Here is a 19,190-nt window from a genome sequence, read left to right as displayed (position 1 = left end):
TGCTCCGCTATGCTCCCCGGGTGCAGCCCTCCGTCGTCTCCTGGTGTGATTCGAATGCCTCGCGCCTCGCTGCCGCTTACGAGGCCGTCCCGTCGACGGTCACCCGTGACTGGCTGGTCGACCTTCTGCCGAGTGCACCCGCCGTCGTCATCGACGTCGGCGCCGGGACAGGACGCGATGCGGGCGCCTTCGCCGCCGCGGGCTACGAGGTCATCGCTATCGAGCCGTCCACCGGCATGCGCGCCGAGGCCGAGCGGCTGCATCCATCGCCAAGGATCCGCTGGCTCGCCGACAGCCTGCCTCGCCTGACGACGACATCGCGCTGCGGCATCACCGCCGACGTCGTATCCTTGAGCGCGGTCTGGCAGCACGTCCCACCGGCGGACCGGCCCCGTGCTTTCCGAAAGCTGGTGGGACTGCTGCGGCTCGGCGGCCTGCTGGTGATGACGCTGCGCCATGGACCCGACGACGGGCGCGGCGGTCACCCCGTCAGCCTCACCGAGGTCGAATTCCTGGCTCTGGCCCACGGCATGCAAGTGGTCCGGACGGTGCCGTCACCCGATCTGCAAGGGCCCCCGGAAATTTCTTGGACGGCCCTGGTCCTCCGCTTGCCGGACGGTGGCACGGGCGCCTTGCCGCTGCTCCGGCACCTCATTCTCATGGACGCCGAGAGTGCGACTTACAAGCTAGAGGCTGTTATGGAGCTCCAGTCGGGTAACGATCAGGCTGGGCGGGATGACTGCCCGCAGGCCTTACCCGCCCGATGTCTCCGACGATGAATGGGCGCTGGTCGCGCCCTACCTGACATTGGTGCCAGGACAGTGCAGCCAGCGCGAGCATGCGCTGCGCGAGGTGTTCAATGGGCTGCACTACGTCATCAAGACCGGCGCGCCGTGGCGTTGGATGCTGAATGACCTGCCACCTTGGGCCGCGGTGTATCAGCAGGCGCAGCGCTGGCTGGCGGCGGGATGCTTCGAAGCCGTGGCCGACGACCTCCGCAGCGTCCTGCGTGTTGCTGCGGGGCGGAAGGCCCAGCCCAGCGCTGCCATCCTCGACAGCCGGACGCTGCGCTCCTCGCCGGAAAGCGGCACCCGCGCCGGGTATGACGGGGCCAAGCGGAAGAAGGGCTCGAAGCTGCATCTGGCGGTCGACACGCTGGGGCATCGGCTGGCGCTGCACGTCACTCCCGCCAGTGCGGACGATCGCGCCGAGGTCGGGCGCCTGGCCCGGGCGGTGCAGGCCTCCACGGGGGAAAGCGTCGACCTCGCCTATGTCGATCAGGGCTTTCCCGGTGCGCGTGCCGCCGCGGCCGCGAAAGCGCATGGCATCGAACTTGAGGTGGTGAAGCTCTCCGAAGCCAAGCGTGGCTTCGTGCTGCTGCCACGACGCTGGGTGGTCGAACGGTCCTTCGCCTGGGCCACGCGCTTCCGCCGCTTGGTCAAAGACTACGAGCGCTATGCCAGTAGCCTGGCCGATCTCCACTTGATCGCATTTGCCTGCCTCATGCTCAAGCAGGCCGCGGAACTGGCCGCCGGTTCATAACAGCCTCTAGCTCGAGTGTCAGCAACAGTGCCGGCTCCAGTGCCAGCCTCATCCATCGACATTGCACCACTTCGACCTGATGAGGTGCTCCGTCACGAAATCGGCCCTCTCAGGCAAGGTGGGCCGCAGAGCAACGCTTACCAAAGGTGTCACCTGGACAATCATGGGAGGTGCGACCTCACACCGCCCACGCAGACCAGATTTTGCGCCTAAACAAGCCGCTTGGGCCGCGGTGCGCCCTCGGCGACGAGCCAAGGTGCAACGGAGGTCCGGATGGCGGCGACCATATCGCTGAAGCTTGAGGGCTTGGTGAAGTAGCCGCTGGCACCAGAGGCGTAGACCTTCGCGATGTCACCCTCATGCGCCAGCGTAGACATGACGATGACCGGGATGTCTGTCCATCGCGGATCCGCCCGGAGTTGCCGGAGTGCCTCCCAGCCATCGGCCACTGGCATGTTCAGGTCCAGAAAGATGACGGCAGGAAGCACCCGATCTGCGAGCCCGACGACATCGTTTTCGAAGCCGCTGCTGAGGTAGCTGATCAGTGCCTCACCGTGCTCGACAAAACGGACGACAACACCAAGTTCCGCAGCCTTGAAGGCGCGCTTGAGTATGAGCTGATCAAAGCCATTATCTTCGGCGATGAGTACGGACGGGAGGTCTGTGGCGACGAGCGCTTCACCCAGCATGATGACCTCAGGCGTTCGAGGGATAGGCGCCGCGCACCGGGAAGGTGACGCGGAACGTGGATCCATGACCTTCGCGGCCGCTTGCCTGGATCGTGCCGCCATGCCGTTCCATGATCTTACGGCAGATGGCAAGACCGACGCCGCTACCTTCGTAATGCCCTGACGCGTGCAGACGGCGGAACGGTTCGAAAATCAACTTAGCTTGGGCCGGATCGAAGCCGATACCATTATCCTCGACGCAAATCGTCGCTGTCACGCCGCCAGGCTGGCCATGGGGCAGCCGGGCTTTCGAGGCCTCGTCGTCACCGCTGGCAGCATAGATCCGGACATGCAAGCTTCGCGAGGGCGACCGGTACTTCAATGCGTTCGACAGCAGATTGAGAATCACGTGGCGAATCTGGCGCCTGTCGCACACCACCATGGGCAAGCTTTCGACAATGATCCGCCCTTCCGCTTCTACAACCTGCTTGGCCAGCATCTCCTGGACTTCAGCAACCACCTCGTCGAGGTCGACGGGCTCGAACGGTTGGGCTCCCCGACCTACTCGGGAGTAATCGGCCAAGTCGCCGATTAAGCGCCGCAACCGGTTGGAAACGCCCCGGATCCCTTGCAGCACCTCCGCCGCATCGGGATCCGCGGCCTCTTGCGGAGGGATCATGTCGTGCAGGATGTCGGTTAATGTCTCGATCTGCCGCGCAGGCTGGAGGAGGTCGTGCGACGCGATATGCACGAATGTCTCCAACCGATCTGCCGATTGCTTGATGGCAGCGTTGCTGCGCTCGAGCTCGGTCGAGCGACGCACGATGAGATCGACAGCCATGTCACGGAACTCCAGGGCAGCCGCAATCTCGTAGGGCTCCCAAGGTTTGGAGCGGCCTCGCACCTGCTCCGCCCAAGCGGCGAAGGACTTGCGGGGATGCAGTCGCCCGTCGGCAGCCGCAGGCGACGCTGCCTTGTTGGGGTCGCCGCCCCACTGGACGGTCTGCAGCAGCTCAGGGCGGAACCAAAGCATCATGTCATTCCCCGAGCGGGAAAGCGGTACCGCTAGCAGTCCGCTGGTGCTGGGAGGTAGCGGGTTGCCTGCCTCGGCGTAGAGCGAGGGCAGCCGGTCTGTGGAGAAGGCTTCGCCACGCATGTTGGTGCCAAGCCAAGTCAAGAGAGGGCCGAGTTGATCTTCGGTGGGCACCTTTCCAACGCGCGTCAGGGTGCCTGCGGCCCAGAGAACCGCTCCGGACGCGTCCACCGCTTGCAGCAGTGCCGGGCTATGGTGGCGCAGCGCCTCATGCGCATCCGCAGCGCTGCCCATGTCGAGCGCCAGCTTGGCCTGCAGGGTCTTCAGTCGCACCCGGTAGTTCGCCGCGTCGATCTCCGCTAGCACGCCGATCTGCCAGGCCAGCGCATTGGCCATCAACTCACAGGCCTGGCGGATTTCATAGGCCGGGTATCGAGGCTCCCGATCCATGCAGGACACCAAGCCCCAGAGGCGGCCGTCGCGAATGATGGAGGCGGACATGGAGGCCCGGATGCCCATATTGGCCAAGTACTCAATATGGATCGGCGAAACGCTGCGAAGCCCGGCTTGGCTCAGGTCTATCGGCCTACCGTTGCGAGGGTCGGCATCAGGCTGCAGTGGAGACGGTGTGTAGGTGGCGTCGGGGATGTTGCGGCTGGGATTGCGCACGTACAATGCCCGCGCCTGCGCCGGGATGTCGCTGGCCGGAAAGTGCAGCCCAACATAGGACGGCATGCCCTCCGCCCGATCTTCCGCGACCACCTGCCCGGCTGCGTCGGGCAGGAAGCGATAGACCATCGCAAATCCGTAGCCGGTCATGCGCCGGACTTCGGCCACGGTAGCGGTGCATGCCTCATCCAACGACCGCGCGGCCTGCAGCCGCTGCGTCAGCGCACGAACATGGTCGAAGGAAATACGGTAGGATGGCGCCGCCTCGTCGCGGCGTTCCAGTTCGAGCAGCAGAAGCCCAGCGTGTCTGTGCAGGATGCCGTTCCACCCGGCAGGTGCTTCTGCATCCCTCAGACTAAACGAGTATGGATTGCCACGGGCAGGATCGGCATCCGCCAGGGCTCTGCGGAGCGCATCGGCACTGTCTTCCGTCAGCAGGACGTCAACCGGCTGTCCCGCCAGTTCCGCTGCGGGCCGACCCGTCCACTCTTTAACGTTGGTGCTGACGGAGACGATGGTCAGCTCTGGCTCGGCCAGGGCGAAGATGAGCCCGTGGGGCTGGATGCTGCCAGGAATGTGGATGGGCTCGCGGTCGCAATTCGACAGGTCGACGCCCGGCACAGCCTTGGCAGACGGCAGAACCTCAGGGGTGAGCTTCATGGATGTCATCAAGGAGTTCCGGCTGCAGTGCCCGGTCCGTGCGACGGCGCGGCCGCAGAAGGCAACTGGTTTTCCCCATCAAGTAAGGACTGAACGCTCAAGGCGAGCTCAAGTGGATGAAACGGCTTCGAGAGGAACTTTCCGCCCGCTGCCCAGACGGCATCGAGGTCCAGCCCTTCCGGTAGTCGTCCGGAAGTCACGAGGATGCGTAGGTCAGGCCGGAGCCTGCGCGCTTCTCGAGCAAGCTCGATCCCGTTGAGACGTCCAGGCATTGCCACGTCGGTGAAGAGCAAGTCGACCTTCAGTCCTGCCTGCAGCAGCCGCAATGCGGCCTCTCCGCTATTGGCTTGGTGGATAGGGTAGCCCAGCTGCTCCAGCGTGCTGACCGCGATGGCCCGCACGGCGCTGTCGTCGTCCACCACGAGGATGCTCTCTCCATCACTCGGGCGGACCTCGACCAACGGCGACGCTTCCTCGGTGGGCGGCAGCACGACCCCGGCGTCTGGAAGCCGCAGGCGGATCGTGGTGCCCGCACCTCGGGCGCTCACGATGTCGATGTCCCCGCCGGACTGCCGGACGAAGCCATAGACCATGCTGAGCCCAAGCCCGGTTCCGGCGCCCATCGCCTTGGTGGTGAAGAAGGGTTCAAAGACGCGTTCGAGAACCTCTGGGGTCATGCCTTCGCCTTCATCGATGACGGAAATCCAGATACCGGCCGGACTTCCATCCACCATTCCGCGGCATCCCTCCACCAGGATGCGCCCACCACCAGGCGATGCGTCGCGGGCGTTCACTACCAGATTGAGCAAAGCCATCTCGAGTTGGTTGCGGTCCACATGGATGGGGATTGCCTGCTGGGGCAACTTGAATTCGAGCGTTGCCACCCCATTAACCGTTCGCTCCAGGAGGCCGCTGATGCCCTGGACCACCTCTCGTGCATCGACGGTCACTGCCTGCAGCGGCTGGCGCCGGGAAAAGGCCAGGAGCTGGGCATTGACCTGAGCCCCGCGGCGGGCTGCATCCTCTGCCGCATCGGCGAACCTCTTCAGGATCGGATCCGGCGGCATGCGACGCTGCAGCAGTTCCAGGCTGCCCAGGATTACTGTAAGCAGATTGTTAAAGTCGTGTGCCACGCCGCCGGTGAGCTGACCGATTGCTTCCATCTTCTGAGCTTGCCGCAGCGCCTCCTCGGCCCTCAAGCGCTTCTGGACGGCCTCCTCAACCCGGGCTTCCAGCGTCAGGTTGACCTCGCGAAGCTCCCTGCTGGCTCTTTCCGCTGCTCGGCGCGCTTCCAGGAGCTCTTGCTCGTACTTCCGACGGTCAGAGGCGGCGAGGATCGTCATGCGGATGGAGCGAGCTCGCCCCGTACCATCGAGACGCTCGACCGCGTTGACCAGGACGGGGATGACGGCACCTTCGGCGCAGCGGAGGTCAAAGGCGACTTCGTTGAAGAACCCCTGCATTCGCAGCATCGGCGCAAAATGGGTCTCGTAGAAAATCTTTCCGGCAACGCTCAGAAGATCGAGGAAGCGGCGGCCGACAAGGGTCTCACCTGAGTGCCCCGTCCAAGAGGTGAAGGTTCGGTTCACTCTTGTGATGCGGCCTTCGGGATCCAGGGACAGATAGCCACAGGGCGCATTCTCGAAGAGATCCTGGAAATCGGCAGCACCGTCGCCGTTCTGCAGGGACTCACGAGATGCCTGCTCGTTCACGATGCGAGCTCCGGCAAGAAAGCCTTCATGGCCGCGATGGTCTCATCCGGGGCGCTCAGATTGGGGCAGTGGCCCGTGGCTCGGAGGATTACAAGCTTGCTGCCGGGAATGGCGTCATGAACGTATTGCCCTACGGCGAGAGGCGCGATGACATCCTCGGAGCATTGCAGGACGAGGCAGCGAGCCTGGACCTTCCTCAGGTCCGCACGATTGTCGGACAGGAACGTCGTGCGAGCGAAATGTTTGAGAATCGCAGGATCGGTCCGACAGAAGCTGTTCGTCAATTCTCCGGCCAGTTCCGGACGGTCAGTGTTGCCCATGATAAGCGGAGCCATTGAGCCTGCCCAACCCATGTGGTTGCTGTCCAAGAACTCGAGAAGCTCTGCAATCTCCGTCTCGGCAAACCCACCGAGATAGCTTTGATCATTGATATAGCGCGGCGACGGTCCAACCAGAATAAGGTCATCGAACAGGTCTGGCTCTCTGTTCGCGGCCAGCACACCGATCATGGCGCTGACGGAATGACCGACCAACACGCCGCCTTCAACATCCAGCTCCTGACAGAGCGCGATCAGGTCATCGGAAAAGCCATTCAGCGAGGCATACTTTTCGGGCTGGTAGGCCGACAGGTCAGATCCGCCTGCGCCCATGAGGTCAAACGTGACTATGCGATACTCATCTCGGAACGCGGGGACCACGAACCGCCACATGTTCTGGTCGCAGCCATAGCCGTGAGCGAACACCATGGCGCGCGAGCCGGAGCCGCTGACATGCGCATTAAGTCTTCTCAGGACGGACATCGCTGCTCCTTATGCCAGCCCGGCAAGCTAATCTAACGGAAGAGGGGCACAGCGGACAGGGTTCAGAGGCTTAGTAGCGGCCTGCTGGTCACCATGGCGAGGTACTGGGAGTCTTTTCCAGTACCTCGCGGCGGCAAAGCTGCTGCGGGATCTGGCAGACGGGTCCGGCGAAAGCCTGTCCGCCACCGCAATAACGATTGTGGAGTCGGGGCACAGCCCGTCCTTGGCCGTGATCCACGGCCAGTACCGCCAACGGTGGCTTTCCAGGTCGCCGAGCGTGACGTCGCGTTGGCTTTCGCAACTGAAGCTAGACCCTAAGAGCTACGCCTCCCGCCTCCTCCATGGGCGCGGCGCCGCCCCGGCACGCCGAGGAAGATCAGAGCCGAGGCGTGTTTCGACCGATTGAGGCCCAGCGGTACGAGGTCCAGGAGAAGTCTTTCAAAGTGGCTGAGTGGTGAGGCCGCCGCCGTTGTGGCATGCTGTCGGAGCAGGCTCGAGGCGGAGGTCGTGGCCCGCTTTCCCGGCCAGCCGGATTGGGCGCAGATGTGGCTCCGCGGCACGCACCCCGCATTGGGTCGTTCGCCATGGGAACAGTCGGTCGGCGAACGGATGCTCCAACGCTGCAGGCGTCTGCTTGACGCGGCGCGGCCCAAAGGCAGGCTGCGGTAGACTGCCCGATTGCTCGGTTGCGGCCGCAAGCAGCGCATCCCGGATGACAGGATGCTGTATCGCCAACGGCACCGCATCGAGAACATGTTCGGCAGGCTCAAGGACTGGCGGCGCCTTGCCATGCGCCATGGCCGCTGCGCCCATACCTTCATTTCCGCCGTCTGCCTCACCGCCACCATCCTCTTCTGGATCAATAAGGCCTGGAGCCTAGGAAGAAGCCTGGTCGCCTCCCGAGATCTGTCGATGATCAGCCTGGACGGGGTGTGCAGACAGCTCCGAGCGCGTCCACATACCGTCCGCTTCTCCCAACAAGTCCGCTGACCGCCTCGTTCGGCGCGCAGCGGGACTCAAAGGCCAGGCCGTATCCGTTGTATGGACCTGGGTCCGGGTGTCGCGTCCAACAGCCATTTCCGCTGTCGAGGCATCTGGTGACCTGAGGCCCCGCCGATGCTCCGGCAGCGGGAATTGGCGTACAGGTAAATTCGACGAAGTCTAGCCACTTCGGTCGAGTGCCGTCCCGCGTGAAGCCGTAGCGCAGGCCCGACATGTAAGTGTGCCTCGGGCAGACATCGGCAGCCCTCGCTCCGCCTGCGCCCCCCTGGAAGCTGAGTGTTCCGTTCGCGCCAAGCATACTGACGAGTTCGTTGGATTCCCTTACATAGGAGGCGCAGTTCCCTGTGACGGCATCGATCCACGCGCCGCGGCGGACCGACAGCGAGTTGAAGAAGCTACTGGTCGAGCATGCACTTCGGAACGAACCTCCGCCAGGTCCGCCGTGGATTGGCAAGTCCCTGGCATATGCCCCGTCTGGAGCGAGCAGAAAGGCGCCGAAGAGCAGGCAAGTCGGCGATCAGCAGCTCAAGTTGGACGGCTTGCACGGGAGGCCGTGCGCTGGGGGAAGGATGGCGCCCGCGACCTTGCGGACTACGCCAGGGGTACGTTGCCGTGGCGTGACGTCGACTGCGGCGCGGTGCTGTCCGGCCCCACCGGCATTGGCAAGACCACCTTCGCCAAGGCCCTGGCTGCGCAATGTGGTGTGCCTCTTGTGACCGGCTCGCTCGCGCAATGGCAGGGAGCGCGGGGCGGCCATCTTGGCACCCCCCTTGGCGCATGCAGAGAACCTTTGACGACGCGCCGAAGGCGGCGCCGTGCATCCTGCTCGTGGACGAGATCGACGCCTTCGGCGACCGAGCCGCCTTCGGCCGCCGCGAGCGCGACTAGGTCGTCCAAGTCGTCAACGTGTTCCTGGTGGAACTGGACGGCGCCGCCGGGCACAAGGGCGTGGTCGTCGTCGGCTGCTGCAACGACGCCAGCCGCCTTGACCCGGCCATCCTGCGGCCAGGGCGCCTGGAGCGCCTGATCCAGGTGCCACTGCCGGACCAAGCGGCCCTCGCGGCCATCCTCCGCCACCACCTGGGCGACGCGCTGCCGGACGCCGACCTGCCTCGCCTCGCGCTCCTCGGGCTCGGCTCGGCCGGCGCCGAGGCCGAACGCTGGGTCCGCGGCATGCGGCGGCGGGCGCGGCATGACCGGCGAGGAGCCACGCTTTCGGACCTTGAGGCGGAGGTGAGGGGGAGGGTGTCGAGTCGGCCGCTGGCCTCCTTGAGGAGAACGGCAATCCACGAGGCCGGGCATGCCGTGATAGTGGCTTTGGAACGCCCGGGCACGGTGATCGCGGCAACGATTGTGCCCTCAAGGGGCTTGGCAGGCCGTGTGCACTGGAAGGGCTCGGACGGCAGGCAGCCTGCTTTCACTCGAGCGACCCTGCTCGCGATGCTGCGGGAGGCATTGGCCGGGCGCGCCGCCAAGGAGGAGCTGCTCGGCGAGGCATCGGCAACTAGCGAAGGCGGCCTTGAAAGCGATCTCAGCCTGGCCACCTGGCTGGCGACGGTTGTCGTGACCGCCCTGGGCCTTGGACAGGGGCAGGGCGCCTTGGTCTGGCGCGGCATGCCGGGTCCTGCCGACGTCCCCGCGCTACTCGCGGAGCAGCCGGATGTGGCACACGGCGTCGCCGGGATGCTGGACGCGGCTTACGCTGCGGCGAGGGCGGTGGCGAGGCGGCATGCGGAGGTGATCCGGCGCCTGGCGCAGTTTGCTGGTGGAACGAGAGATTGTAACGGGGCCCGAGGTTGAGGCGTTGATGGCTGGCAAGGTGTCCTAGCTCAGCCCTCCGTATTCGATGACGTCCATAACGAAGTTCGGAGGCGCAGGAGGTTTGCCTCGCTCGCACGGTGGTCTTGCCGTCCACCGCCACTCCGCATCGGAAATGTGATCTGCTAGCTTGCCCCTTGGTGCGCTGCCTGCTTCCTACGCGTCCTGGAGGACGTTCCTTTATGGCGATCACGGGGCATCTGCATGGTTCGGAAACCCTCGCCTCCCAAGTTTACAGCATGCCGAGCTCACGATGTCTTCTAGAGCTTGGCAATTGAGGTGAGCAGGACTACCTCCTCGTGCACTCAGCCCTTCCGCCTGTGAGCTTCGCCAGGCCGGTTCCGAACGGTCTGCGATGATCGTGTGGCTTCGCATCCACTGCAGATGGGAGGCCTTCCATGCGTCGTAGGTAGCTCTGCTGTCACTACTCTCACGTGAAGCTTTCCGCGCAAATTTTCCATCTCAAGATGTCAATTTACTTAAAAAAATATAGTGCGATGGAGCTGCGTACATTTGCTGGGCTCTATAGTTCTTCTTGCAAGACGCATAAAGTTGAAGCCTTCAAAGCTCGATTATGGGGGGGACGACAGAAAAACCCGTCTGGCTTCCCCGCGCGGCCTCAATTACAACCCGTCCATGATCGACACCGCGCTGGCCTCGTTGGAGGCCTGGATCCGCGTCAATGCCGGCTGGGCGGGTCCCGTGACCTTCGCCATCGCCTTCCTGGAATCCTTCCCCATCGTCAGCATCCTGGTGCCCTCCACGGCGCTGCTGCTGGGGCTGGGGGCGATGATCGGCGGCGGGCTGCTGGACCCCGGGCCGGTGCTGATCGGCTGCATCCTGGGCGGCATCCTGGGCGATGCCGCGGGCTTCTGGCTGGCCCGCGCCGTGGGGCCGCACCGCATCCGCCGCCGCCTGCCGCGCAACTGGCGCCGCCCCTATGCCTGGGCGACGCGGCTGTTCCTGCGCTTCGGCTGGAGCGCGGTCTTCTATGGCCGCTTCATCGGCCCGCTGCGCGCGGTGACGCCGCTGGCCGCCGGCGTCATCCGCATGGGCCATTGGCGGTTCCAGAGCGCCAACATCCTGTCCGCCATCGTCTGGGCGCCGGTGATGATCATGCCGGGCAGCATTGGCGGCTGGATCGCCAGCCAGATCGACAAGGACGAGATGCCGCAGGCCATCGCCCTGGCCGCCGTGCTGGGAATCGGCGGCTGGCTGGCCTGGCAGCGCCTGGCGCCGATGGCGCGGGCCTGGATCCGGACCCGCTTCTCGACGCCGGCGTTGCGGCGGCCGGTGGAGTGACGCCAGCATTTCCGGCCGGACCTGCAGCCGGCATCGCCGGCTGAGCGCCCGAATGGGCGCCGCCGCGGATGCGGCGCAGCCAAGCCGCCGGAGGCATCAATCGATCTTGGTGCCGGTGACGCGCACGATTTCGCCCCAGCGGTCGTAGTCGGCGCGCAGCGTCGCGCCGAACTCGGCCGGGCCCGCGTAATCCACCACGGCGCCGATATCGGCGATGGTGCGCATCAGGTCGCTGTCGGCCAGGGCCTTGGCGACGTTCTGCGCCAGGGTCTCGACGATCGGCTGCGGCAGCTTGGCGGGCGCCAGCAGGCCGAGCCAGGCGCCGCCCTGGGTCTCGGGGAAGCCGGCCTCGGCGGTGGTCGGCACCTGCGGCAGCGTCGGCTGGCGCGCCTTGGTGCCCACGGCCAGCGGCACCACGCGGTTGTCGCGGATGAAGGGCAGGGTGCCGATCTGCGTGTCGAAGGTCAGGTCGACACGGCCGGCGACGATATCGGTTACCGACTGCGCCGTGCCGCGATAGGGGACATGGGTCAGGCTGATGCCGGCCTCGCGCGCCAGCATGGCCATCAGCAGCTGCGAGGTCGTGCCATTGCCGGTGGTGGCGAAGGTCACCTCGCCCGGCGACCTTTTTGCTTTTGCCACAATGTCGGCGATCGAGGTGAAGCCCGTGTGCCTGCCGGCGACGAGCACGTAAGGCAGCTGCACCAGCTGCGCGATCGGCGTGAAGTCGACGCGCGGATCATAGCCCAGATTCGGATAGATATGCGGGTTGATCGCCTGCGGCGCCGAGGCGCCGACGGTGATGGTGTAGCCATCCGCCGCGGCGCGCGCGACATAAACCGCGCCGATCGAGCCGCCCTGGCCGCTGCGGTTGTCGACGACGAAGCGCTGGCCCATGCCCTGGCTCAGCCGGTCGCCGAGCAGGCGGGCGATGCTGTCGGTGGCCGTTCCCGGCGGGAAGCCGACGACGATGCTGATCGGCTTCGACGGCCAGGTATCGGCGCGGGCGGGTAGGGCGACCGGCAGGGCGGCGGCGCCCGCCAGCGACAACAGGGTACGACGCTTCATTGTCTCACTCTCCCTCTTATTTCCTGGACGAAGGCGGCCCGTCGTTGCGGGCGCCTGGTATTTCTTAGTTCGCGCGGCCGAGCAGCCCGCGCGCGATCACCTGCGCCTGGATTTCCGCCGCCCCCTCGAAGATCGACAGGATGCGGGCATCGCAGAGCACGCGGCTGATCGGATATTCCAGCGCATAGCCGTTGCCGCCATGGATCTGCAGCGCGGCATCGGCATTGGCAAAGGCGATGCGCGCGGCCAGCAGCTTGGCCATGCCGGCCTCGATGTCGCAGCGCCGCCCGGCATCCTTCTGCCGCGCGGCGAAATAGGCGAGCTGGCGGGCGAACATCGTCTCGGTCGCCATCATCGCCAGCTTGGCATGCACGCGCGGAAAATGCTGGATCGGCTTGCCGAACTGGCTGCGGTCGCGGGCATAGGACAGGCCGAGCTCCAGCGCGTTCTGCGCGACGCCCAGCGCGCGGGCGGCGGTCTGGATGCGGGCACTCTCGAAGGTCTCCATCAACTGCTTGAAGCCCTGGCCCTCGACGCCGCCGAGCAGGTTGGCCACGGGGACCTCGAAGCCGTCGAAGGAGATCTCGTATTCCTTCATGCCGCGATAGCCGAGCACCGGGATTTCCGTGCCCGACATCCCTTGCGCCGGGAACGGGTTCTCTTCGGTGCCACGCGGCTTCTCCGCCAGCAGCATCGACAGCCCGCGATAGCCGGTGCTGCCCGGATCGGTGCGCACCAGCAGCGTCATCAGGTCGGAGCGCGCGCCATGGGTGATCCAGGTCTTGGCGCCAAAGATGCGGTAGACATCGCCCTCCCGCACCGCGCGCGTGCGCAGGCTGCCGAGGTCGGAACCCGTGTTGGGCTCGGTGAAGACGGCGGTGGGCAGCACCTCGCCGCTGGCCAGCGGCGCCAGCCAGCGCGCCTGTTGTTCGGCGGTGCCGCCGAGGCGGACCAGCTCGGCGGCGATCTCGGCACGAGTGCCGAGCGAGCCGACGCCGAGATAGGCGCCGCTCAGCGCCTCGGAGACCAGGCACATGGCGACCTTGCCGAGGCCGAGCCCGCCATTCTCCTCCGGCACGGTCAGGCCGAAGACGCCCATGCCGGCCAGCTTCTCGACGAGCTCCATCGGGATCAGCTCGTCGCGGCCGTGCCAGCCGGGCGCATGCGGCACGATCTCGGCGGCGCCGAAGCGCAGGAACTGGTCGCGCATGGCGGACAGCATATCGTCCTCCAGCGCCAGTTGGCCGAAGCGGCCCTCCAGCATCTCGGCGGTCAGCGCCAGCCGCGAAGCCTCGAGCGCGGCGCGATCGTTCAGCGCGGCCAGCGCCGGCTCGGCGGCATAGGCTGCCACGGCCTCGGCCGGCAGGTTGAGATCGGCGGGGCGCGCCATCTCCGCCTGGCTCATCGGGATGCCGCCCAGCAGCTGCGCCCCGTATTCGGCGAAGCCCAGATGCAGGATCGCGCGCTCGGCGGCGCCGAACTCGCCGGATCCCTGCAGTCTCCGGGCCCAGTCCAGCGCCTGGCGCAGCGCCTCGACATAGGTGGCCTGCCAGGCCAGGGCATGGGCGCTGAACTGATGCTTTTCCAAGGCCGCCGCGTCGGGCTTCTGGCCCGGCGCCACCAGCATGCCGATCGCGCTGCGCGCTCCATCGAAGAGCTTCTCTGCCGCGGCCAGCAGCGCGGCGCATTGGAAGACAAGGCGATCGCCGCCGCTCAGATCGTTGGGCATGACCGAAAATCCTTCAGGCGGCAGTGTCGGAGAGAGGGCCGGCGACGATGCCGGCATCATGCAGCTTGCCGATGGCAGCAGAAGAAAGCCCGAGCACCTCGGCCAGCACCGCGTCGCTGTCCTGTCCCAGCGCCGGCGCCGGCGCGGGCGGCTGGCGGTCGCCGCCGGTGAAGGCCAGCGGCGTGCCCGGCGCCAGGATGCGGCCGGCGCCCGGCTGGGTGATCTCGGCGAACATCGGATTGGCCGTGCTGCAGCGCGGATCTTCCGACAGCAGCTGGCCGAAATCCTGGTAGGGACCCCAGAGCACGCCGCTGCCCTCGAAGGCGGTGGCAATTTCCGACAGCGTCCGTTTGCCGCACCAGGCTTCCAGCAGGGCAAAAATGGCGCCGCGGGCGTTGAAGCGGCCGCCTTCGGTGTCGAGGTCGACATCCATCATCGGCCCGATCATCGCCAGCCGCTCGGCCAGGCCCGTCGCCTTGCCGATGGCGCGCCACTGCCGGTTGGAAATGGCGACGATCATGATCCGCCGCCCGTCGCTGGTCGGGAAGTCGCGGCCGAGCGCGCCATAGAGGTCGTTGCCCATCGGCGCGCGGACATTGTTGTTGACGGCGACATCGGCGAGATAGCCGAGGTTGCCGACGCTGGCGAGCATCACGTCGGACAGCGCCAGCGTCACCTCGCGGCCTTGCCCGTCGCGGCGGCGTTGGCGCTCGGCGGCGAGCAGGCCGGTCGACAGGTAGAGGCCGGCGGCGATGTCCCAGGCGGGCAGCACATGATTGACCGGCGCCTCGCCGCTGCCGGTGGCCATCGGAAAGCCGGAGGCGCAGTTCACCGTGTAGTCCACCGCGGCGCTGCCGTCGAAATGGCCTGTCAGCCGCAGCATGATCAGGTCGGCACGGGCGGCGGACAGCGCCTGGTGGCTCATCCAGCCGCTGGCGGGCAGGTTGGTCAGCAGGAAGCCGGCATCGGGGCCGGGGGCGGCGATCAGCGCGCGGGCGATCTCCTGGCCCTCGGGCTTGTTGAGGGCGAGAGCGATGGAGCGCTTGCCGCGATTGAGGCTGGCCCAGTAGAGGCTGCGTCCCGAGGGTGCCAGCGGCCAGCGGCGATAATCGATATTGCCGCCGATCGGATCGATGCGGATGACCTCGGCGCCCAGCTGCGCCAGGGTCATGCCGCCGAGCGGTGCTGCGATGAAGGCGCTGACCTCGACGATGCGCATGCCGGCAAGGATGGTGCTCATTCCGCGGCCTCCTGGCGGGCGGTGTTTCGGCCGAAGGCGGCCTCGACGATGGCGCGCTGCTCGGCGTCATGCGCGCCGTGGAAGCTGCCGGCGGGGGAGGGCGAGGCGGCGCGGCCATGATAGACCGGCCGCGGCCGCGCGACGCCGCTGGCTTCCGCCAGCGCCTCGATCTGGCGGTCGAGCCAGCGCCAGGCGCCCATGTTTTCCGGCTCTTCCTGCACCCAGGCGATGCTCGCGCGCGGATGCTCCTTCAGGACGGCGGAGAGGGCTTCGGCGGGGAAAGGATAGAGCTGCTCCAGACGGACGATGCCGATCAGCGCGCCGGTGGCTGCGCGCTCCTCCTCCAGCTCATAGGCCATCTTGCCCGTGCAGATCAGGATCTTCTCGGGATTTGCGGGGATGTCGGCGATCACCGGCTGGAAGGGCGCGCCCGGCAGGAAGGCGTGGAGCGGCGAAACCGCGGCAGGCAGGCGCAGCAGCTTCTTCGGGCTCATCACCACCAGCGGGCGGTCATGTCGGCCCAGCCCCTGCTCGCGCAGCATGTGGAAATAGTTGGCCGGGGTCGAAGGATTGGCGATGCGCATGTTCTCGCCCGCCGCCAGCTGCAGGAAACGTTCCAGGCGCGCAGAAGAATGTTCTGGTCCCTGGCCTTCCAAACCATGTGGCAGCAACATCACCAGTCGCGAGGCGCCGCACCATTTCTCCTCGGCCGCCGCGACGAACTGGTCGATGATGATCTGCGCGCCATTGGCGAAGTCGCCGAACTGCGCCTCCCAGATCACCAGCGCCTCGGGGCGCTCCAGGCTGTAGCCGTATTCGAAGCCCAGCACGGCATACTCGGAGAGTGGGCTGTTATAGGCGGCGAAGCGGGCCTGCGTGGCGTCGAGCCCGTCCAGCCCGACATGGCGCGCGCCGGTCTCACGGTCGGTCAGCCGGAAGTGGCGGTGCGAGAAGGCGCCGCGCACCACATCCTGCCCCGACAGCCGCACCGAGACGCCCTGCAGCAGCAGGCTTCCGAAGGCCAGCGCCTCGGCGGCGGGCCAGGGGATGCCGGCGGGGTCGAGGCTGCGCTGCTTCAGGATGCGCGGCATGCGCGGATGCAGGGTGGCGCCCTCCGGCACCGCGGCCAGGTGGTCGGCGATGCGCTGCAGCGTTTCCGGCGCGACGCCGCTGTCCTCGGCGCGCGCCGGTGGGCGCAGCGCGTAGCCGCTCTCGTTGCTGCGGAAGGAGGCGGCCTCGGCGTAGCTGGCCTGCAGCCTTCCGCGTGCCGTTTCCAGCAGCGTCGAAACCTCGTCGGCGGTGACGAGGCCGCGCTGCTGCAGCGTCGTCGAAAAGCTCTCCAGCACCGGCGGATGCGCGGCGATGCGGGCATAGAGGCCAGGCTGGGTGAAGCCGGGCTCGTCGATCTCGTTATGGCCGTTGCGGCGATAGCAGACCAGGTCGATCACCGCATCGGCGCGCTGCGCCTGGCGCCAGGCGAGCGCGATATCGGCCGCGCGCGCCACGGCCTCGGGGTCGTCGCCATTGGCATGCAGGATGGCGGCGTCCACCGCCTTCCAGACGCCGGTGCAATGGCGGGAGGTGCGGCCTTCCTCGGCCTCGGTGGTGAAGCCGATCTGGTTGTTGACCACGACATGCACGGCGCCGCCGACCGAGTATCCCGCTGGCCCGCCCAGCTGGATGCATTCGGCGACGATGCCCTGGCCGATCACGGCGGCATCGGTGTGCAGCAGGATCGGCAGCACGGTCTGGCTGTCGCCCACGACATCCTGGGCAGCGCGGGCGCGGCCCAACACCAGCGGATCGACCGCCTCCAGATGCGACGGATTGGCCAGCAAGGTCACGCGGATCGCGCGGCCATTGAAAGAAATCTCGATGTCGTCGCCGAGGTGGTAGGGCACGTCGCCGGCGCGCGGCGCATCGGCGGGGAAGGGGTGTGCGCCCTTGATCTCGGCCAGCATCCGCGCCAGCGAGCGGCCCAGCAGATTGGCCATGATCGACAGCCGGCCGCGATGCATGGTGCCGATCACCGCGCGGGTGACGCCGGCGGCGGCGGCCTGTTCCAGCAGGCGCTTCAGCAGCGGCAGCAGCGCCTCCGCCCCTTCGGCGCCGAAGCGCTTCTTGGTCGGGAATTTCAGCGCCAGGAAGGCCTCGAATTCCTGCGCCTCGACAAGGGCTCCCAGCAGGGCGCGCGGATCGGCCAGGGGCGGCAGGCCGGCGCCCTGCTCGACGGCGGCGACCAGCCAGGCGCGGCGGGCAGCATCGTCGATATGCGCGGTCTCGACCGCAAGGCTACTAGTATAGCAATTTTCGAGCGGATCGGCGGCAGGCGCGGGGCGCGGCGACAGCGGGTCCAGCCAGGCGCGCAGATGGCCGCGGGCGCGCCATTCTTCCAGCGCGCCATGGCCCGTGGGAACACCCTGGGGGATGCCGGCGTCGAGCTCTTCCAGCACCTGCAGCAGCACGCGCCAGCCGGGCTCGACCGAGGCGGGATCCCGGGCAAAGGCGGCCTGCTGCGCGGCCAGATACTGGTAGCTCATGCTGCTCAATGGCGACGAGGCCATGCGCCTTCCCCCGGACCGTTTCCCTTTGGCCGAAGGATAGCAGCCAGGGCCGGGCGTGAAACGCGGGGCGGCGGATAAGAGCTATAACCGGATTGGCAGGGCGGGCCGCGCGGCCTAGGCTGGGCGCAAGCAACGAGGAAAGCGCCCATGGATCTGCTCGAGATCCGCTATTTCCTGGAGACCGCCGCCGCCGGCAGCCTGTCGCGCGCCGCGGTGCAGCTGGGCGTCAGCCAGCCGGCGCTCAGCCGGCAGATCGGCAGCCTGGAGGCGTCGCTGGGTCGCGAGCTCTTCTACCGTCACGGTCGCGGCGTCTCGCTGACCGAGCCCGGGCGGCGCTTCCTTTCGGTCGCGCAAGGCGTCATGCAGCAGCTGGCCGATGTGCGGGAGGAGCTGTCGACCGGCGTGCTGGACGCGACCGGCAGCGTCACGCTGGGCATCCCGCCCTCGCTCTCCGCAAGCATGGGCGCCGACCTGGCGCTGCGTTTCGCGGCAGCCTTCCCGCGCGCGCGGCTGCGCATCCGCGAGGCCTTCAGCGCCGTGCTGCTGGAATGGAGCGAGGCGGCGCGCATCGACCTGGCGGTGCTCTACGACGCGCGCAGCAGCCCCAGCCTGATCGCGACGCCGCTGCTGCTGGAAGACCTTTTCCTGATCGAGCCGCCGATCGAGGCGGGCACCGAGGCGCCGCGCGGCCCGGTCTCGCTGGTCGAGCTCGCAGGGCGCGACTGCGTGCTGCCGGGGCCGGAGAACGGGCTGCGCCGCGTGCTGGATTCCGCCTGCGCAGCGGAAGGCGTGCGGCCGCGCGTGCTGACCGAGGTGGATTGCGTCGCCGCCCTCAAGCAATTGGTGGAACGCCGCGTCGGCCCCACCGTGCTGCCCTTCGGCGCCGTGCATCGCGAGGTGCGCGACGGGCGGCTGCGGGTGCGGCCCTTCCGCTCCGCGGCGATGCGGGCGCTGCTGGTGATCGCGACGCCGGCGAACAAGCCGGTGACGCCGCTGGCCCGCGCCACCATGGCCATCGTGCAGGAGGAGGTGGAGCGGCTGGTGCCGCTGGACGTGCTGCGTGGCATCACCCGCAACCCGGACGGCTCGCGGCTGAAGCATCGTGGCGAGGCGCTGGCGGCCGTGCAATAACGCCGATGATATAGCTGTTATGCCCAGACCGGGCTTTGCCACCCCGGGTCCCCGGCCGGAAGATGCCGCCGCCGGACCGGCTCCAAAGCGCCGGGCCACAACATCGACAAGACCGGCGGGCAGGGGGAAGTATCGTCAAGGGCGCGCGCGTCGTGCCCGGGCCGCCCCCGTCGCCGGATGGCTGAAGGGGTGACGTGCATGCGGCTCAAGGACAAGGTGGCGCTGGTGACGGGGGCGGGGTCCGGGCTGGGG

15 protein-coding genes and 2 pseudogenes are annotated in these 19,190 nt (G+C 67.2%); 9 read left to right on the top strand and 8 right to left on the bottom strand.

The features are described from left to right. Nucleotides 1-20 precede the first annotated feature (20 nt). Both BKE38_RS03850 and BKE38_RS03845 read left to right on the top strand, forming a co-directional pair. The gene (locus BKE38_RS03850) at nt 21-779 is read left to right on the top strand and encodes a class I SAM-dependent methyltransferase (protein WP_076956051.1); all 759 of its coding nucleotides are present in this window, start codon (nt 21-23) and stop codon (nt 777-779) included. Beyond that, entirely contained in the window at nt 736-1,542 is an 807-nt protein-coding gene (locus BKE38_RS03845) for an IS5 family transposase (RefSeq protein WP_076956050.1), read from the top strand. Before BKE38_RS03850 ends, BKE38_RS03845 begins: the two co-directional genes overlap by 44 nt. A gap of 209 nt (nt 1,543-1,751) precedes the next feature. Here the strand turns inward: BKE38_RS03845 and BKE38_RS03840 are convergent, their stop codons facing one another. The 4 genes from BKE38_RS03840 to BKE38_RS03825 are packed head-to-tail and all read right to left on the bottom strand — an operon-like array spanning nt 1,752 to nt 7,084. Continuing rightward, nucleotides 1,752-2,231 (bottom strand): response regulator, encoded by a 480-nt coding sequence (locus BKE38_RS03840; RefSeq protein ID WP_076956049.1) that lies wholly within the window; start codon nt 2,229-2,231, stop codon nt 1,752-1,754. A gap of 7 nt (nt 2,232-2,238) precedes the next feature. Next, nucleotides 2,239-4,572, bottom strand: a complete 2,334-nt coding sequence (locus BKE38_RS03835; RefSeq protein WP_165694101.1) for an ATP-binding protein — start codon at nt 4,570-4,572, stop codon at nt 2,239-2,241. An 8-nt stretch (nt 4,573-4,580) separates the two neighbouring features. Continuing rightward, a complete protein-coding gene (locus BKE38_RS03830; protein WP_076956047.1) occupies nt 4,581-6,284 on the bottom strand; it encodes a PAS domain-containing hybrid sensor histidine kinase/response regulator in 1,704 nt (567 codons plus the stop codon). Continuing rightward, nucleotides 6,281-7,084: an alpha/beta fold hydrolase gene (locus tag BKE38_RS03825; protein ID WP_076956046.1), complete on the bottom strand. Its 804-nt coding sequence runs from the start codon at nt 7,082-7,084 to the stop codon at nt 6,281-6,283. The genes BKE38_RS03830 and BKE38_RS03825 overlap by 4 nt, the downstream gene beginning before the upstream one ends. A 471-nt stretch (nt 7,085-7,555) precedes the next feature. On the opposite strand from BKE38_RS03825, the gene BKE38_RS33775 reads away from it, so the two are divergent. The 6 genes and pseudogenes from BKE38_RS33775 (at nt 7,556) to BKE38_RS03810 (ending at nt 11,206) form a co-directional block, all read left to right on the top strand. Continuing rightward, nucleotides 7,556-7,753, top strand: a complete 198-nt coding sequence (locus BKE38_RS33775; RefSeq protein ID WP_367595250.1) for an antitoxin Xre/MbcA/ParS toxin-binding domain-containing protein — start codon at nt 7,556-7,558, stop codon at nt 7,751-7,753. A gap of 9 nt (nt 7,754-7,762) precedes the next feature. Next, a pseudogene (locus BKE38_RS33100) lies at nt 7,763-7,945 on the top strand (transposase); the annotation flags it as partial. A gap of 361 nt (nt 7,946-8,306) precedes the next feature. Beyond that, nucleotides 8,307-8,804: pseudogene (locus BKE38_RS33770) on the top strand (AAA family ATPase); the annotation flags it as partial. Nucleotides 8,805-8,863: 59 nt separating this feature from the next. After that, nucleotides 8,864-8,974, top strand: coding sequence for an ATP-binding protein (locus BKE38_RS33095; RefSeq protein WP_242662174.1), 111 nt, complete (start codon nt 8,864-8,866; stop codon nt 8,972-8,974). Nucleotides 8,975-8,992: 18 nt separating this feature from the next. After that, entirely contained in the window at nt 8,993-9,886 is an 894-nt protein-coding gene (locus tag BKE38_RS03815) for an AAA family ATPase (protein WP_076956045.1), read from the top strand. Between the two features lie 654 nt (nt 9,887-10,540). Beyond that, nucleotides 10,541-11,206 carry a DedA family protein gene (locus tag BKE38_RS03810; protein ID WP_076956044.1) on the top strand — a complete coding sequence of 222 codons (666 nt, stop codon included), beginning with the start codon at nt 10,541-10,543 and terminating at the stop codon, nt 11,204-11,206. Nucleotides 11,207-11,302: 96 nt separating this feature from the next. On the opposite strand, the gene BKE38_RS03805 is transcribed toward BKE38_RS03810, so the two are convergent. The 4 genes from BKE38_RS03805 to BKE38_RS03790 all read right to left on the bottom strand — a co-directional run bounded on the left by BKE38_RS03805 (nt 11,303) and on the right by BKE38_RS03790 (nt 17,783). Then, a complete protein-coding gene (locus tag BKE38_RS03805) occupies nt 11,303-12,274 on the bottom strand; it encodes a Bug family tripartite tricarboxylate transporter substrate binding protein (protein ID WP_076956043.1) in 972 nt (323 codons plus the stop codon). A 64-nt stretch (nt 12,275-12,338) separates the two neighbouring features. Then, entirely contained in the window at nt 12,339-14,003 is a 1,665-nt protein-coding gene (locus BKE38_RS03800) for an acyl-CoA dehydrogenase family protein (protein WP_076956042.1), read from the bottom strand. Nucleotides 14,004-14,016: 13 nt separating this feature from the next. Then, nucleotides 14,017-15,243 carry a CoA transferase gene (locus tag BKE38_RS03795; RefSeq protein ID WP_076956041.1) on the bottom strand — a complete coding sequence of 409 codons (1,227 nt, stop codon included), beginning with the start codon at nt 15,241-15,243 and terminating at the stop codon, nt 14,017-14,019. Continuing rightward, entirely contained in the window at nt 15,240-17,783 is a 2,544-nt protein-coding gene (locus BKE38_RS03790) for a 2-oxoglutarate dehydrogenase E1 component (protein ID WP_165694100.1), read from the bottom strand. Before BKE38_RS03790 ends, BKE38_RS03795 begins: the two co-directional genes overlap by 4 nt. Before the next feature lie 171 nt (nt 17,784-17,954). On the opposite strand from BKE38_RS03790, the gene BKE38_RS03785 reads away from it, so the two are divergent. After that, nucleotides 17,955-18,938 (top strand): LysR family transcriptional regulator, encoded by a 984-nt coding sequence (locus BKE38_RS03785; RefSeq protein ID WP_076956039.1) that lies wholly within the window; start codon nt 17,955-17,957, stop codon nt 18,936-18,938. Nucleotides 18,939-19,190 lie beyond the last annotated feature (252 nt).

The sequence above is a fragment of the Teichococcus deserti genome (assembly GCF_001982615.1).
GTDB lineage: Bacteria > Pseudomonadota > Alphaproteobacteria > Acetobacterales > Acetobacteraceae > Pseudoroseomonas > Pseudoroseomonas deserti.
Note: the sequence above shows the minus strand (reverse complement) of the source record. Positions and strands in the feature narration are given on the sequence as shown.

Coding starts and splice junctions, on each gene's coding strand:
- BKE38_RS33095 (WP_242662174.1), top strand. CDS start 8,864: ATGCAGAGAACCTTTGACGACGCGCCGAAGGCGGCGCCGTGCATCCTG.
- BKE38_RS03835 (WP_165694101.1), bottom strand. CDS start 4,572: ATGAAGCTCACCCCTGAGGTTCTGCCGTCTGCCAAGGCTGTGCCGGGC.
- BKE38_RS03795 (WP_076956041.1), bottom strand. CDS start 15,243: ATGAGCACCATCCTTGCCGGCATGCGCATCGTCGAGGTCAGCGCCTTC.
- BKE38_RS03825 (WP_076956046.1), bottom strand. CDS start 7,084: ATGTCCGTCCTGAGAAGACTTAATGCGCATGTCAGCGGCTCCGGCTCG.
- BKE38_RS03840 (WP_076956049.1), bottom strand. CDS start 2,231: ATGCTGGGTGAAGCGCTCGTCGCCACAGACCTCCCGTCCGTACTCATC.
- BKE38_RS03790 (WP_165694100.1), bottom strand. CDS start 17,783: ATGAGCTACCAGTATCTGGCCGCGCAGCAGGCCGCCTTTGCCCGGGAT.
- BKE38_RS03805 (WP_076956043.1), bottom strand. CDS start 12,274: ATGAAGCGTCGTACCCTGTTGTCGCTGGCGGGCGCCGCCGCCCTGCCG.
- BKE38_RS03800 (WP_076956042.1), bottom strand. CDS start 14,003: ATGCCCAACGATCTGAGCGGCGGCGATCGCCTTGTCTTCCAATGCGCC.
- BKE38_RS03785 (WP_076956039.1), top strand. CDS start 17,955: ATGGATCTGCTCGAGATCCGCTATTTCCTGGAGACCGCCGCCGCCGGC.
- BKE38_RS03845 (WP_076956050.1), top strand. CDS start 736: ATGACTGCCCGCAGGCCTTACCCGCCCGATGTCTCCGACGATGAATGG.
- BKE38_RS03810 (WP_076956044.1), top strand. CDS start 10,541: ATGATCGACACCGCGCTGGCCTCGTTGGAGGCCTGGATCCGCGTCAAT.